The sequence below is a fragment of the Streptomyces sp. Ru62 genome (genome assembly GCF_002920615.1).
Taxonomy (GTDB): Bacteria; Actinomycetota; Actinomycetes; order Streptomycetales; family Streptomycetaceae; genus Streptomyces.
In genome coordinates, this window is the sequence record NZ_PQSU01000034.1 from 43,532 (window position 1) to 57,576 (window position 14,045).

At 73.2% G+C, this 14,045-nt stretch carries 15 protein-coding genes; 7 read left to right on the plus strand and 8 right to left on the minus strand.

The window, feature by feature from the left end; translation table 11 throughout:
• Positions 1–85 precede the first annotated feature (85 nt).
• From C3492_RS35040 to C3492_RS35055, 4 genes are all read left to right on the plus strand, one after another.
• Positions 86–1,666 carry a protein kinase gene (locus C3492_RS35040; RefSeq protein WP_103816676.1) on the plus strand — a complete coding sequence of 527 codons (1,581 nt, stop codon included), beginning with the start codon at positions 86–88 and terminating at the stop codon, positions 1,664–1,666.
• 50 nt (positions 1,667–1,716) lie between these two features.
• A complete protein-coding gene (locus tag C3492_RS35045) occupies positions 1,717–2,688 on the plus strand; it encodes an LLM class F420-dependent oxidoreductase (protein ID WP_103816677.1) in 972 nt (323 codons plus the stop codon).
• Between the two features lie 168 nt (positions 2,689–2,856).
• Entirely contained in the window at positions 2,857–3,285 is a 429-nt protein-coding gene (locus C3492_RS35050; protein WP_103816678.1) for an SsgA family sporulation/cell division regulator, read from the plus strand.
• 144 nt (positions 3,286–3,429) lie between these two features.
• Complete coding sequence (locus tag C3492_RS35055; protein WP_103816722.1) at positions 3,430–4,068, plus strand: DUF2238 domain-containing protein; 639 nt, start codon at positions 3,430–3,432, stop codon at positions 4,066–4,068.
• Here the strand turns inward: C3492_RS35055 and C3492_RS35060 are convergent.
• The 6 genes from C3492_RS35060 to C3492_RS35085 all read right to left on the minus strand — a co-directional run bounded on the left by C3492_RS35060 (position 4,065) and on the right by C3492_RS35085 (position 9,877).
• The gene (locus C3492_RS35060; RefSeq protein WP_103816679.1) at positions 4,065–4,559 is read right to left on the minus strand and encodes a DUF6328 family protein; all 495 of its coding nucleotides are present in this window, start codon (positions 4,557–4,559) and stop codon (positions 4,065–4,067) included. The two genes, C3492_RS35055 and C3492_RS35060, sit on opposite strands and share 4 nt — an antisense overlap.
• 53 nt (positions 4,560–4,612) lie before the next feature.
• Positions 4,613–5,596, minus strand: coding sequence for an aldo/keto reductase (locus C3492_RS35065; RefSeq protein WP_103816680.1), 984 nt, complete (start codon positions 5,594–5,596; stop codon positions 4,613–4,615).
• The gene (locus C3492_RS35070) at positions 5,581–6,228 is read right to left on the minus strand and encodes a TetR family transcriptional regulator (protein WP_103816681.1); all 648 of its coding nucleotides are present in this window, start codon (positions 6,226–6,228) and stop codon (positions 5,581–5,583) included. Before C3492_RS35070 ends, C3492_RS35065 begins: the two co-directional genes overlap by 16 nt.
• Complete coding sequence (locus tag C3492_RS35075) at positions 6,225–7,694, minus strand: MFS transporter (protein WP_103816682.1); 1,470 nt, start codon at positions 7,692–7,694, stop codon at positions 6,225–6,227. Before C3492_RS35075 ends, C3492_RS35070 begins: the two co-directional genes overlap by 4 nt.
• Positions 7,695–7,821: 127 nt before the next feature.
• Positions 7,822–8,643, minus strand: a complete 822-nt coding sequence (locus C3492_RS35080; RefSeq protein ID WP_181140706.1) for a lipase family protein — start codon at positions 8,641–8,643, stop codon at positions 7,822–7,824.
• A gap of 31 nt (positions 8,644–8,674) precedes the next feature.
• Positions 8,675–9,877 (minus strand): FAD-dependent monooxygenase, encoded by a 1,203-nt coding sequence (locus C3492_RS35085; RefSeq protein ID WP_103816683.1) that lies wholly within the window; start codon positions 9,875–9,877, stop codon positions 8,675–8,677.
• Positions 9,878–10,210: 333 nt separating this feature from the next.
• Between C3492_RS35085 and C3492_RS35090 the strand changes: the two genes are divergently transcribed.
• The gene (locus tag C3492_RS35090; RefSeq protein ID WP_103816684.1) at positions 10,211–10,588 is read left to right on the plus strand and encodes a tyrosinase cofactor; all 378 of its coding nucleotides are present in this window, start codon (positions 10,211–10,213) and stop codon (positions 10,586–10,588) included.
• A 35-nt stretch (positions 10,589–10,623) separates the two neighbouring features.
• Positions 10,624–11,445 (plus strand): tyrosinase family protein, encoded by an 822-nt coding sequence (locus C3492_RS35095; protein WP_103816685.1) that lies wholly within the window; start codon positions 10,624–10,626, stop codon positions 11,443–11,445.
• On the opposite strand, the gene C3492_RS35100 is transcribed toward C3492_RS35095, so the two are convergent.
• Positions 11,446–12,168, minus strand: a complete 723-nt coding sequence (locus C3492_RS35100) for a ribonuclease H (protein WP_103816686.1) — start codon at positions 12,166–12,168, stop codon at positions 11,446–11,448.
• A 34-nt stretch (positions 12,169–12,202) separates the two neighbouring features.
• Complete coding sequence (locus C3492_RS35105) at positions 12,203–12,997, minus strand: VOC family protein (protein WP_103816687.1); 795 nt, start codon at positions 12,995–12,997, stop codon at positions 12,203–12,205.
• Positions 12,998–13,116: 119 nt separating this feature from the next.
• Here C3492_RS35105 and C3492_RS35110 point away from each other — a divergent pair, with 119 nt between their 5' ends.
• On the plus strand, positions 13,117–14,031 hold the full coding sequence (locus C3492_RS35110; RefSeq protein ID WP_374938410.1) for an aminoglycoside phosphotransferase family protein: 915 nt from the start codon (positions 13,117–13,119) through the stop codon (positions 14,029–14,031).
• Positions 14,032–14,045: the final 14 nt, after the last annotated feature.

Here is a 14,045-nt window from a genome sequence, read left to right on the forward strand (position 1 = left end):
TGGGAGCTTTTGGGCGCGCCCCTGAACGCACCCCCGCCCGCCCCGCGTACCTCTGGGAAAGACGAGGCAGGGGTTTCAGCGAGGGATGACCATGGTCAAGGCGCACGTCTTCGCACACGAGTTGGTCGCCGGACGGTACCGGCTCCTGGAGGTCTTCTCCCGCGAGACGAACCGCCTGTGGTGGTACGCCGAGGACGTGGCGGCGGAGCAGCCCCGTCTGGTGGCGCAGACGGCCCTGCCGGAGCCCGTCGACCAGGACACCGCGCGGCGCGTCACCGCCCGGGTGGTGCGCACCTCGGAGACCATGCGGCTGCTGCGCCCCGGCCAGGTGGCAGCGGTCGTCGACGCCGTGGTGGAGGCGGGCGCCCTGTGGACGGTCACCGAGTGGGTCGACGGCACGCCCCTGGGCGAACTCCTCGCCCGGGAGGGCTCGTTCCACCCGGTGCGGGCGGCCCGGCTCGGCCTGGAGCTGCTGGACGTGCTCCAGGCCGCGCACGACGAGGGCGTCACGCACGGCGAGCTGAGCCCCGGCCAGGTCTTCGTGCGGGACGACGGCCCGGTCGTCGTCACCGGTTTCGGGCTGGCGGGCGCGACGCTCGTGCCGAGGCTGACGGCACCGTCGTACGCCTCGCCGGAGCAGGCCCGCGACGAGCGCATCGGCCCGGCCGCCGACCTGTGGGCGCTGGGCGCGCTGCTCTACACGATGGTCGAGGGCCGGCCGCCGTTCCGGGACCGCGGCCGGCTCGACGCCACGCTGAAGGCGGTGGACCGGCTGCCGCTGCGCACCCCGCTGCGCGCCGGGCCGCTCACCCAGGCCGTGCAGGGCCTGCTGCGCAAGAACGCGCGGGAGCGGCTGACCCGGCCGGTGGTCCGCGAGGCGCTGACCCGGGCGCTGCGCGAGGACACGGACGCGGAGCGGCCACCGGCCCCCGAGCCCCGGCTGCGCGGCGCGTACCGGGCCGTGCGCCACGCCGGACCGCCGCGAGGCAGACGGGCCCTGGCCGCCGGCACCGCGCTGGCCGTGGTCACCGTGGCCGCGGCGGTACTGGCCGCGTCCGGCGCGCTGTCGTCCGGCACGGACTCGGCGGGGGCGCCGCCCCGGGCCACCCCGTCCAGCCCCGCCGCCCGGCAACCGGGTGGCGGGGCCACACCCGCCTCGACACCCACCTCGGCCCCCTCCTCGAAGCCGGTCCCCGCCCTGCCGGCCGGCTACCGCCGGTACACCGCCCCGGAGGGGTTCTCGGTGGCACTGCCCGGCGGCTGGAAGCGGCTGACCACCTCCCGGGTGTCCGATCTGGCCTATCGCGTCACCTTCGGCCGGGGCGGCGACTCGCCCACGCTCGCCGTGACCTACAGCGAGCGCGTCGGCCCCGACCCGGTCGCCGTCTGGCGGGACGACGTCGAGCCCGGGTTGAGGGAGCTGCCCGGTTACGCCCGCGTCGGCGCCGTGCGGGCGACCACGTACCAGGGCCGCAGGGCCGCCGACCTGGAGTGGCTGGCGGGGTCCGGGGACGCCCGGGCGCACACCTTCGGGCGGGGCTTCCTGCTGGGCGGGACGCGGGGCTTCTCGCTGCGCTTCACCACCCCGGCCGCGGCCTGGGACGACGCGGCCAACCGACTGGCGCTGAAGACGTTCCTGGGGACCTTCCGCACGCCGGAGGAGTGACCCGGGCACCTCGGCCGTTTTCCGGGCGCCGACCCGGGGACCCGCCACCTATGGTGCAAATCGGATACACGATGATGACCGAGCAGGCAGGTCCCCGGGATCTGGTGGACCACGTGGTGAAGGCCGAGGAGGCGGGTTTCGACTTCTCGGTGATCTCGGACCACTACTTCCCGTGGCTGCGCTCGCAGGGGCACGCCTCGTACGCGTGGAGCGTGCTGGGCGCCGCCGCCCAGGCGACCTCGCGGATCCCCCTGATGACCTATGTCACCTGCCCCATCCTGCGCTACCACCCGGCGATCGTGGCGCAGAAGGCCGCGACCGTGCAGCTGCTGTCCGAGGGCAGGTTCCGGCTCGGCCTCGGCGCCGGCGAAAACCTCAACGAGCATGTCGTGGGCGGCGGCTGGCCACCGGTGGACGTGCGCCACGAGATGCTCGAAGAGGCGGTGGAGATCATCCGTGCGCTGTTCGAGGGCGGCCATGTCACGCATCACGGGCAGCACTACGACGTGGAGTCGGCCCGGCTGTGGGACCTGCCGGAGCAGGCGCCGCCGATCGGCATCGCCGTCTCCGGTGACCAGTCCTGCAAGCTGGCCGGGCGCCTCGCCGACCTGGTGATCGCCACCGAGCCGAAGGCGGGCCTGCTGGAGGCGTTCGACCGGCACGGCGGCACCGGCAAGCCCCGGGTCGGCCAGCTGCCGGTGTGCTACGACCCGGACCGGGAGACGGCGGTCAAGCGCGCCCACTCCCAGTTCCGCTGGTTCGGGCTGGGCTGGAAGGTGAACGCCGAACTGCCGCACCCGGACTCCTTCGAGGCCGCGACCCAGTTCGTGACCGAGGACGACGTCGCCTCCTCCATCCCGTGCGGTGACGACCCGGACGCGTTCGTGGAGGCCGTACGGCCGTATGCGGAGGCCGGGTTCGGGGAGGTCGCCCTGGTGCAGATCGGCGGCGACACGCAGCCCGAGTTCCTGGACTGGTCGGCGAAGACCCTGCTGCCGGCCCTGCGGGAGGCGTTCGCCTGACGCCGTGCCACCCCGTGGCGCGCCGCCGGGCGTACCTTCCCGGTCCGGGCGGTCCCGGCGGCTGCCCGGCCATGGCGCGCGTCTTTTGGATTCAGTCACACGGGTGAGCATTCCGGGCGCTGCGGGGGTACTAGAGGGCTCTACGCCCATCGTCCCGGAGGCCCCCGCGTGAAGTCGTTCGTGCACAAGACCCTGGTGGTGCAGCTCCTCGCGCACGGCACCGGCAGGTGTCCGGTGCTGGCCCACCTCAGCTACGACGCCGACGACCCGTTCGCCGTCAGCGCCGTCTTCGCCCACGACGGCCGGGTGCTGGCCTGCTGGCGGCTGGACCGGCAGATGCTCGCCGACGGACTGGCCGGGCCGGTCGGCGTCGGTGACGTCCGGATGCGCCCGGAGGCCACCGGCCCGTGGCACGAGCTGCGCCTGGAGTTCCTCGGGGACACCCGGCCGGACGGCGGCCGGCACCACGCGGTGGTGTTCGCGTGGGCGCCCGCCATCGCCGCGTTCCTGCGCGAGACCCACCAGATCGTCCCCCCGGGCCGGGAGCGCATCCCGGTGGACGAGCTGCTGGCGGAGATCCTCTCCGCGGCTGAGTAGCAGTACTCCGGCTGAGTAGCCGTACTCATGCCGCCGGTCCCGGCCGGGCGCCACGATGGGGCTCTACGACCCCGAGGCCGCCCTCAGGCAAGGAGCCCCGCCGTGACCGCAGTGCACCCCGCCCCGCTCCGCGCGCCGCGCCGCGTGCCGCCCGTCCTCTTCGCCGGCGTGGTGGCCGTGGGGCTGGCCGTGTCGGCGTGGGACGCGCGCGACCGCACCACCTGGTTCCTGGAGACGGTATGGGCGCTCGCCGGGCTGCCCCTGGTGGTACTGCTCTGGCGGCGCTTCCCCCTGACCGGACTGCTGTGCGCACTGCTGACCGCGCACGCGCTGGTCCTCGCGGTCGGCGGGCACTACACCTACGCGCAGGTCCCGGTGGGCGACTGGGTGCGCGACACCTTCGGCCTGGAGCGCAATCCGTACGACCGGTTCGGCCACCTGATGCAGGGCTTCGTCCCGGCGGTGCTGGTCCGTGAACTGCTCAGCCGTACCTCGCCGTTGCGCGGCAGCCGCTGGCTGGCGCCGCTCACCGTGTGCGCCTGCCTGGCCTTCAGCGCCTGCTTCGAGCTGCTGGAGTGGCTGGCGGCCGAGATCGGCGGGCACGGCGCGGACGCGTTCCTCGCCACGCAGGGCGATGTGTGGGACACCCAGTGGGACATGTTCTGCGCCCTGATCGGCTCGGTCCTGGCCGTGTTGCTGCTCGGCCGGGTCCACGACCGTCACCTGCGCGCGCTGGAGAGCACCGACCCGGTCCGCGCCGAGCGGCAGGGGCGCCCCGGCTAGTCGCCGGAGCGGGCCGTGTGCCTGCGGCGGGCCCACAGGGGCAGGCCGTACCAGCACGCGAGGTACCAGGCGACGACGGCCGCCACCAGGTACGGGACATAGCCGTCGTGCGTGGCCACCCGGAGGATCAGCAGCAGGGAGGACGTCATCGTGGCGAGCAGCAGGACCAGGCCGACGAACGTCATCCGGGAGGCCAGCCGTACCGCCTGCGGCTTGACCCGGCGGCCGGAGACCAGGCGGTGCAGGGAGACCGGTCCGATGAGGGCGCCGGTCGCGCAGGCGCCCAGGACGACGGTCACGATGTAGATCACCTGGTCGACGGTGGCGAGCTTCTCGTACTTCGGCTGGAAGACGACGGTCAGCAGGAAGCCGAACAGGATCTGCACGCCCGTCTGGGCCACCCGCACCTCTTGGATGAGCTCGCCCCACATCCGGTCGGCCCGCTCTTCCTCTGTCTCGTCGCGCCCCCTGCGCCGTCCTGCCTCCGTCATGCGGTTGCGTGTAACCGCCCTGCCGTCCCTTCAAACGGTCCGCATGCCCGCGGCTACCAGCGGTGCTCGACCTGGTCCTTGATCCGGCGGTCGTACAGATCGCGGATCGCGGCGGACGTCTGCGGCGGCAGCGGCGGCAGCTTGGCGGCGGCGGCGTTGGCGCGGGCCTGCTCGGGGTTGCGGGCACCCGGGATCACCGTGGTCACGCCGTCCTGCTCGATGATCCAGCGCAGCGCCAGCTGGGCCGGGGTGTACCCCTGCGGGGCGAGCGCGGCGAACTCGGCGGCGGCCTCGACGCCCGTCGCGTAGTCGACGCCGGAGAAGGTCTCGCCCTGGTCGAAGGCCTCGCCGTGCCGGTTGTAGGTGCGGTGGTCGTTGGCCGCGAACACCGTGTCCTTCGTGTACTTGCCGGACAGCAGCCCGGAGGCGAGCGGCACGCGCGCGATGATGCCGACGCCGGCCGCGCGGGCGGCGGGCAGCACCTCACGCAGGGGCTTCATCCGGAACGGGTTGAGGATGATCTGCACGCTCGCCACGTTCGGCCGGGCGATGGCGGTGAGCGCCTCGGCACAGGTCTCCACGCTCACGCCGTAGGCGGCGATCCGTTCCTCCTCGACCAGGGTGTCCAGGGCGTCGAACACCGCGTCCGAGGAGTAGACGGGGGTGGGCGGGCAGTGCAGCTGCACCAGGTCGATGCGGTCGACGCCGAGGTTGCGGCGCGAGCGGTCGTTCCAGGCGCGGAAGTTGTCCAGGACGTAGTTCTCCGGGACCTGTTCGACCCGGCGGCCCATCTTGGTGGCCACCAGCACGTGCAGATCGGGCCGGCTGCGCAGGAACGAGGCGATGGTGGCCTCGCTGCGCCCGTCGCCGTACACGTCGGCGGTGTCGAAGAAGGTCACACCGGCCTCGGCCGCCGCCTCCAGGACGGACAGCGCCTCCTTGTCGTCCACGTCACCCCAGTCGGCGCCCAGCTGCCATGTGCCGAGCCCGACCACCGATGCCCACTGACCCGACCTGCCGATCACGCGTTCGTCCATGGCGTCAGTCTGTCATCCGGCCGGGGTCCCGCGGAACCGGCCGCTTTACCTGTCAGCTGCGCCTGGACGGCGGGCCCGTAGCGGTCGGCGAGGGCGTCGGCGTCGGTCTCGCGCAGATAGGGGCCGCGGGCGATGCCGTACATGACGCCGAGGCCGATCAGGGCGGCGACGGCGAGTTCGGCGCGCAGGCCCGCGTCGGGGCCGGTGAGCCGGGCGGCGAGGCGTTCGGTGACCTGGGCGCGGAAGTTGGCGCGCAGGACGTCACCGTGGTCGCCGTGCAGCGGGGCGAAGGCGATGCGCAGCAGCGGGTCGGCGCCCCGCTCGCGCTGGCTGGACACGACGTGCCGGACCATGTGCCGGCCGAGTGCGTCCAGCGGCGCGTCCAGCAGGGCGTCGGCGTCGGTGTCGAAGGACATCACGCGGGCGAACAGGGTGTCCTTGTTGCCGAAGTACTTCAGGATCAGCGGCGGGCTCACCCCGGCGCGCTCGGCGACGGCCCTGAGGGTGATGTCGGCGTGCGCGTGCCGGGCCAGGAGGTGGCGGGCTGCCTTCAGGATGGCGGCCTTGGTGGCCTCGGCGTCCCGGCGTGCGGGGGCGGGCGCCTGACCGGGTGGCGTGGTCATGGTCCTCATGCTCCCTCCATGGCCTCGTCGCGGGCGCCCCGGGTGCCGCTCCGGGCCCGCCGCGTGCGCGGCGCGGAGTCGTCGCCGGGGATGGTCAGGGCCGCCGCGCAGGCCGCGAGGGCGACGGTGCCCGCCATGGCGAAGGCGAGCTGGTAGCCGTGGAGGCTGGGCACGGGGACGCCGCCGAGGGGGCTGCTGTGGTGGACGAGGACGGCGGCGACGGCCGCGCTGGAGACGGCCTGGCCGATGGTGCGCATGAGGACGTTGACGCCGTTGGCGGAGGCGGTCTGGGCGGCCGGTACGGCGCGCAGGATGAGGGTGGGCAGCGCGGAGTAGGCGAGCGTGGTGCCGGTCGCCACCACGGTGGCGCCCAGGATGATCATCCACAGGTCGCGGCTGTCGGCGATGCGGAGCGCGTACCCGCAGGCGATGACTGCGGCGCCCAGCGCGAGCGTGATCCGGGGGCCGCGCGCGGCCGAGATACGGGCCGACAGCGGGGAGAACAGCAGCATGGTGACGCCGCCCGGCAGCAGGCACAGGCCGGTGGCGACGATGGACAGGCCGAGGCCGTACCCGGTCGCCTTCGGCGCCTGCACCAGCTGGGCGGTGACCAGGGAGTTGGCGTAGAAGGCGAACCCGGTCAGCAGGGCCGCCACATGGGACAGGCCCACCCGTGGCCGGGTGACCAGCCGCAGGTCGACCAGGGGCCGGGCGGTGCGGAGCTGCTGCCGGCACCACAGGGCGAGCACGACGGCCGCCCCGAGGAACAGCCCGAGCACCCGTGCGCTCCCCCAGCCCCAGGTCCCGCCCTGGGAGACGCCCAGCAGCAGGCAGACCAGTCCGGCGGCGAGGCCGAGGGCGCCGAGGACGTCGAACCGGCCGGGTTCCCGCACCGGGGACTCCTTGACCGCCCACCAGGTCGCCGTGACGCCCGCCGCGCCGAGGGCGCTGGTCAGCCAGAACATGGTGTGCCAGTCGGCGTACTGCACGACCAGCGCGGCGAGCGGCAGGCCGAGCGCGGCGCCGATGCCGACGGTGGAACTCATCAGCGCCACCGCCGAGCCACGGCGTTCCGGCGGGAGTTCGTCGCGCAGGATGCTGATGGACAGCGGGACCACGGAGGCGGCGGCGCCCTGGAGCGCGCGGGCGGCGATGAGCACGCCGATGTCGGAGGAGAGCGCGCACATCACGGAGCCGACGGTCATCAGGGCGAGCGCGGCGGTGAGCACCCGGCGCTTGCCGTACATGTCGCCGGCCCGGCCGAGGACGGGGGTGAGGACGGCGCCGGAGAGCAGGGTCGCGGTGACCGTCCAGGAGACGGCGGCGGCGGATGCGCCGGTGAGCCGGGGCAGGTCGGGCAGGAGCGGGACGACCACGGTCTGCATGACCGCCATCAGGATGCCGCCGGACGCCAGTACCGGAATGGTGAGCCGGTCGCGCAGCCGGGGCGGGGATATCGGGGCGGGCTGGTCCATCGGCGCTCCTGCGGGCGGCACGGTGACGAGGTGAATACTCATTCACCTTATCGAGTGAATGGGCATTCACCAACGTTTCCTGGTCCGAACGGGGAGGCCAGGCGGCCGGACACGGGGAGACCGGGTGTCAGGCGAGGTTCTGCTCCAGGACCGCCAGATAGGTGTGCATGGAGTGGTCGCGGACGCCGTCGGAGGCGGGCGCGAACGGGTCCGCGGTGCCGCCCCTGGCCCGGTCGCCCAGCACCGAGAGCATGGGCATGGACTCGTGCAGCCGGCCCTTGGAGTCGAAATAACGCAGGGACCGTACGTGGGTGTAGGCGGGCTCCGGCGGGAGCTGGGCGACGATGTCGTTGCTGTTGACGAAGCGGTACATCCGGCCGCCGAATCCCTCGTGGAACGCCTCGGCCAGCAGCCGGTCGCAGGTGCGGGGCTGGCCGTAGGTGTAGACGCCGTCCGCGGCCAGGTGCGGCTCCTCCAGGTAGAGGCGGGCGCCGGCCAGCATCGCGAGCGCTCCGCCGAGACTGTGCCCGGTGAAGTAGACGGCATGGTCGTCGGTGCGCAGCTCGGTGAGGGTGTCGTGGACCGCCGGGTAAACCGATGCGAGGGCCTCGGCGAAACCGTGGTGGACGTAGCCGTGGCCACCGGGGCCGGGCCGGGGCGGTGTGGTGGCGTCGGAGAGCCAGTCCTTGATCCGGTCGGGTTCGGTGCCGCGGAACGCGGTGACGATCGTCCGGTCGCTCGCCAGGGTGTACGCCTGGGTGTCCTGGAGCGGGAAGGGCGGGGTGAACCGGGTGTGGTGGTGCCGCACCTCCTCGAAGCCCCACCGGGCGGCCTGTTCCTCGATGGCGGCCCGGTCCCGGTAGGCCAGGTCGGCCGCGCGGGCCAGCCAGTAGGCGCGCTGGAGGCTGTAGCCGGTGGAGGTGTGGTCGAACGCGACGGGTACGGCCATGCGGGCTCCTCGGGTGGGGCTTCAGAGGCGGCTAGCCCCGGCGGGCCGTGGTGCGGGCGTGCAGGGCGCGGGCGGCGCGGGGGCCGAGCCAGCGCTTGAGCCGGCGCAGCGCCTCCAGTCGTCCGGCCGCCTTGTCCAGACCGTAGTAGAGCTGGGGCGGGACGTACGGCAGCAGGGGCGAGTGGCGCTGGCCGAGCAGGGCGAACATCCGGTGCGGGGGCAGGTGGATGTAGCGGGGCAGGTTCTCGTACCACTGGGCGCTGTGGCGGGCCGCGCTCTGCACGGACAGCAGTTCGGCCTGGCGCCGGCGCTGGTAGGCGGCGAGCGCGTCGGGCAGGGCGGAATGCGCCCGCAGGGCGTCGGCGAGGCACATGGCGTCCTCCAGGGCGAGGGTGGTGCCGGCGCCGATGGAGTAGTGGGTGGTGTGGGCCGCGTCGCCCAGCAGGACCAGGTTGCCGTCGTGCCAGGTCTCGTTGGTGAGGGTGCGGAAGGTCTGCCAGGAGGCGCCGGAGCGGGCGGTCAGGGGGTGGCCGTCGAGGACGCCGGCGAAGAGTTTCTCCAGCAGGGCGAGACCCTCGCCCTCGTCGGTCCGGTCCAGGCCGAGCCCGGTGAAGGTCTCCGGGGAGCACTCGACGACACAGGTGCTGTGCTCGCCGCTGTAGCCGTAGCCGTAGGCCCAGATCCAGCCGTGCTCGGTCTCGGTGAAGGCGAAGGTGAAGGCGTCGAAGACCTTGCTGGTGCCGAGCCAGATGTACGGGTTGCGGCCGGAGGTGGTCCGGGTGCCGAAGTGGCCGGCCCGGCGGGTGCGCAGGGCGCTGTGCACGCCGTCGGCCGCGACGACGAGGTCCGCGTCGGCGGGCGGGTCGGTGAGTTCGCTCTCGTACTCCAGCCGGACGCCCAGGGCGCGGGCCCGGGTGGCGAGCAGGTCGAGCAGGCGGTGGCGGCCGATGCCGAAGCCCTCGTCGCCGTGGTGCCGGGTCGTCAGGTCCCCTACGTGGGCGACGCCGTCGCTCCAGCGGACGGAGTGCTCCTCGATCGCCCTTGCCGACGCGGGGTCGTGGGCCCGGAGCTTGTCGAGGAGACCGCTCCAGTACGTCACGCCCCAGCCGTAGGTGGAGCCCTGCGGGTTGCGTTCGTGGACGGTGATGTCACGGGACGGGTCCTGCTGCTTGAGCAGGATGGCGAGGTACAGACCGGCGGGCCCGCCTCCGACACAGACGACCTTCACGCGCACACCCCTGACAGTCACCGAAAGTGGTCGATCGGAACCGGAGGGTAGCAGGGTGTGGGCGCGCCCGATCGCGTCAGCCTGGCGCGGTGAGCCGCGCCACTCGGACGGACGGCGGTCGGAAAGGATCACCGGAAATCCGGTCCGCCCGGCAAGGAATTCCCCGTTCCGGGGCGAATGGGACCGTCGCCACGACAAGATCATCTTAGTTCAACCCTGTACGACATGTAACTAATTGTCCTGATCACAGCCAACCGGTTCCGACCGATTTCTTCCGCTCCCCGACATCCCGATAGGCATGCGTCGTCACCACCGGACCACTCCTCAGGAGGACCCCGCATGCCCGACATCAGCCGGCGCCGCGCGCTCACCGCGGCAGCCGCCGTCGCCGCGACGGCCACGGTCGCCACCCTCGCCGCGCCCGCCGCGTCGGCCGCCGGCCACCACGCACCCGCCACGCCCGATTCCTTCGACGAGGTCTACAAGGGCCGCCGGATACAGGGCCGTCCGGCGAGCGACGGCGGACACCACCACGAACACGGCGGCGGATACGCGGTGTTCGTCGACGGCGTGCGGCTGCACGTGATGCGGAACGCCGACGGGAGCTGGATCAGCGTGGTCAGCCACTACGACCCGGTGGCCACCCCGCGCGCCGCCGCCCGTGCCGCGGTGGACGAGCTGCAGGGCTCACCGCTGCTGCCGTTCCCCGCCAACTGACCGCCCCCGCAAGGACTTCCGGAGCACCGCGCACCATGACCGTACGCAAGAACCAGGCCACCCTGACCGCCGACGAGAAGCGCCGGTTCGTCGCCGCCGTCCTCGAACTCAAGCGCGGCGGACGCTACGACGACTTCGTCCGCACGCACAACGAGTTCATCATGGCGGACACCGACAGCGGCGAGCGGACCGGCCACCGCTCCCCCTCCTTCCTGCCCTGGCACCGCAGATTCCTGCTCGACTTCGAGCAGGCGCTGCAGTCGGTGGACGCCTCGGTCGCGCTGCCGTACTGGGACTGGAGCACCGACCGCACGGTGCGGGCCTCGCTGTGGGCGCCGGACTTCCTCGGCGGCACCGGGCGGAGCACCGACGGCCGGGTGATGGACGGCCCGTTCGCCGCGTCCACGGGCAACTGGCCGGTGAACGTGCGCGTCGACGGCCGTACGTTCCTGCGCCGTTCGCTCGGCACGAGCGTGCGCGAGCTGCCGACGCGTGCCGAGGTGGAGTCGGTGCTGTCGATCGCGACGTACGACACGGCGCCGTACAACAGCGCCTCGGACGGCTTCCGCAACCACCTGGAGGGCTGGCGCGGGGTCAACCTGCACAACAGGGTGCACGTGTGGGTCGGCGGGCAGATGGCCACCGGCGTCTCCCCCAACGACCCGGTGTTCTGGCTGCACCACGCCTATGTCGACAAGCTGTGGGCGGAGTGGCAGCGGCGGCACCCGGGCGCCGCGTACGCGCCGACGGGCGGCACGCCGGACGTGGTGGACCTGAACGACACGATGAAGCCGTGGAACACGGTGCGTCCGGCGGACCTGCTGGACCACACCGGGTTCTACACGTTCGACGCCTGATCAGGCCTCGGCGGTACGGCACTCCGGGTGGCCCCAGCCCTGCGCGTTCTTGGCGATCTTCTCGCCGGCCGCGTAGGACCGGCCGCACAGGCAGCGGCCGGGGAACTTCGCCTTGATGGTGCGGGCGGACGCGGCCCCGGTGGTACGCGTGGACGCGGCACCGCCGGTGCGGCGGGGCGCCTTCCTGCGCGCCGCCCCGCCGCCCGCCGGGGTGTCGGGCGACGGCGGGGGCTCCGGCGAGCCGAGCGCGCTGCCGGCCGCCTCCTGGACGGAGGCCGCCTGGCTGGCGGCGCGGTCGGCGAAGTCGTTCAGCGGGTCGCCGTCGACCTGGTGGGCGGGGACGTAGCGGAACTCCACGGACCGGCCGCCGAGCAGTTCGTCGATGCGGACCACCAGGTCCTGGTTGGCCACGGGCTTGCCGGCGGCGGTCTTCCAGCCGTTGCGCTTCCAGCCGGGCAGCCAGCTGGTGACGGCCTTCATCGCGTACTGGGAGTCCATCCGGATCTCCAGCGGAACGTCCGGGTCGACGGCCGTGAGCAGCCGCTCCAGGGCCGTCAGCTCGGCGACGTTGTTGGTCGCCCGGCCGAGCGGGCCCGCCTCCCAGCGGGCGGGGGTCCGCTCGTCGTCGTCCGAGACCACCCACGCCCATCCGGCCGGTCCGGGGTTCCCCTTCGAAGCCCCGTCGCACGCGGCCACCACACGTTCACGCATGTGCCCGATCATGCCATGGCCGTGCGGAGCGCTGTTCCGGGCCCGGTCAGACGTCCTTGACCTTCGGCATCTCGCCCTCGGTGGTGGTGATGTCGATCACCGAGAAGTTGGCCCCCTGCGGGTCGCTGAGCGCCGCGAACCGGCCGAAGGGGCTGCTCATCGGGCCGAAGCGGAGGATCCCGCCGAGCTTGACGGCCCGGTCGACGGCCGCGTCGCAGTCGTCGACGGTGAAGTAGACGTTGATGTACGACGGCACCTCGGGCGGGAAGTCGTCGGTCATCCGCATCCGGCCGAGGACGGTGTCCTCGCCGACGTCGAACATCCGGAAGTCCACCGCGTCGTCCTCGATCTCCTTCATCCGGTACGGGAAGACCGCGGCGAGGAAGGCGTCCGCCTGTTCCGGCTCCCTGGTGAAGACCTCGGCCCAGCAGTAGGCGCCGGGCGTGGCCGTCGCCTCGAAGCCCTCGTGGGTGCCCGCCTGCCACACGCCGAACACGGCTCCGCTGGGCTCCCGGGCCAGACACATCGTGCCGAAATCACCGACCTGCATCGGCTCCATCAGCACCTCGCCGCCGTTCTCGCGGATCTTCTCCGCGGTGGCCGCGGCGTCCGGCGAGGCGAAGTACAGGCACCACTGCGACTGGCCCTCCTGACCGGGCATGGGCGGGACGACCGCCGCGACGGCCTTGCCGTTCACGTAGGCCTGGGTGTAGTTGCCGTACTCCGACGACGACTCGCCGAAGGTCCAGCCGAGGACGTCGCCGTAGAAGCGCTTGGCTCCCTCGACGTCACTGAACATCGCATCGGCCCAACAGGGCGTTCCTTCGGGTTGCACGGCCATGCTGGCGGCCCTCCTGAGGTGATGTGTCCCGTTTGTTCACGCTAGCGATCCGGGGTTCGAGCCGCGCGCCGAGCCGGGAGCCGCAATTCGGTCGACAGCGGGGTGCGCGTCCGGCTGTGATGGGCCCGATGAATACGGTCAGGATGCGTGAGGGCGAGGTCGACATCGACCCGCCGCTGGTCGGCCGGCTGGTCGCCCGGCAGTTTCCCGAGTGGGCGGCGCTGCCCGTACGGCGCGTGGAATCCTCCGGTACGGAGAACGTCATGTTCCGCCTGGGCACCGGCCTGGTGGTACGGCTGCCCCGGCACCCCGGCGCCGTCGCCGACGTGACGCACGAGCAGCGCTGGCTGCCCCGTCTCGGCCCGCTGCTGCCGGTGGCCACGCCGGAGCCGGCCGGGCTCGGCGTGCCCGACGAGGACTTCCCGTGGCCCTGGTCGGTGTACCGCTGGCTGGACGGCCGGAACCCGGTCGCCGGTGCCGTCGCGGAGCCGGAGCGCCTCGCCGCGCGGCTCGGGGCGTGCGTGGCGGCGCTGCGCCGGATCGACCCGTACGACGGGCCGCCCGCCCCCCGCGGCGTGCCGCTCGCCACCCGGGACGAGCCCACCCGCGCCGCGCTGGCGCGGCTCCCCGCCCTCACCGACCGGATCGACACGGCGGCCGTGACGGCCCTGTGGGAGGAGGCGCTGTGGGCCCCGGCCCACTCCGGTCCGCCGGCCTGGGCCCACGGGGATCTCTCCCCGGGGAACGTGCTGGTCGACGGGGACCGGCTGAGCGCGGTCATCGACTTCGGCTGTGCCGGCGTCGGCGACCCGGCCGTGGACCTGATCGTGGCCTGGAACCTGCTGCCCGCGTCCGCCCGGGACACCTTCCGCAAGGCCGTCGGCGCCGACGACGCCGAGTGGGCGCGCGGGCGGGGCTGGGCGCTGTCGATCTCGCTGATCCAGCTGCCGTACTACTGGCACACCAACCCGGCCCTGGCGGAGAACTCCCGGCGTGTGATCGCCGAGATCCTCGCCGAGGCCGGGCGACGGTGACGGCGGCCGGCCGG

Coding starts and splice junctions, on each gene's coding strand:
- C3492_RS35040 (WP_103816676.1), top strand. CDS start 86: ATGACCATGGTCAAGGCGCACGTCTTCGCACACGAGTTGGTCGCCGGA.
- C3492_RS35045 (WP_103816677.1), top strand. CDS start 1,717: ATGGTGCAAATCGGATACACGATGATGACCGAGCAGGCAGGTCCCCGG.
- C3492_RS35060 (WP_103816679.1), bottom strand. CDS start 4,559: ATGACGGAGGCAGGACGGCGCAGGGGGCGCGACGAGACAGAGGAAGAG.
- C3492_RS35065 (WP_103816680.1), bottom strand. CDS start 5,596: ATGGACGAACGCGTGATCGGCAGGTCGGGTCAGTGGGCATCGGTGGTC.
- C3492_RS35070 (WP_103816681.1), bottom strand. CDS start 6,228: ATGAGGACCATGACCACGCCACCCGGTCAGGCGCCCGCCCCCGCACGC.
- C3492_RS35075 (WP_103816682.1), bottom strand. CDS start 7,694: ATGGACCAGCCCGCCCCGATATCCCCGCCCCGGCTGCGCGACCGGCTC.
- C3492_RS35080 (WP_181140706.1), bottom strand. CDS start 8,643: ATGGCCGTACCCGTCGCGTTCGACCACACCTCCACCGGCTACAGCCTC.
- C3492_RS35090 (WP_103816684.1), top strand. CDS start 10,211: ATGCCCGACATCAGCCGGCGCCGCGCGCTCACCGCGGCAGCCGCCGTC.
- C3492_RS35095 (WP_103816685.1), top strand. CDS start 10,624: ATGACCGTACGCAAGAACCAGGCCACCCTGACCGCCGACGAGAAGCGC.
- C3492_RS35100 (WP_103816686.1), bottom strand. CDS start 12,168: ATGATCGGGCACATGCGTGAACGTGTGGTGGCCGCGTGCGACGGGGCT.
- C3492_RS35105 (WP_103816687.1), bottom strand. CDS start 12,997: ATGGCCGTGCAACCCGAAGGAACGCCCTGTTGGGCCGATGCGATGTTC.
- C3492_RS35110 (WP_374938410.1), top strand. CDS start 13,117: ATGGGCCCGATGAATACGGTCAGGATGCGTGAGGGCGAGGTCGACATC.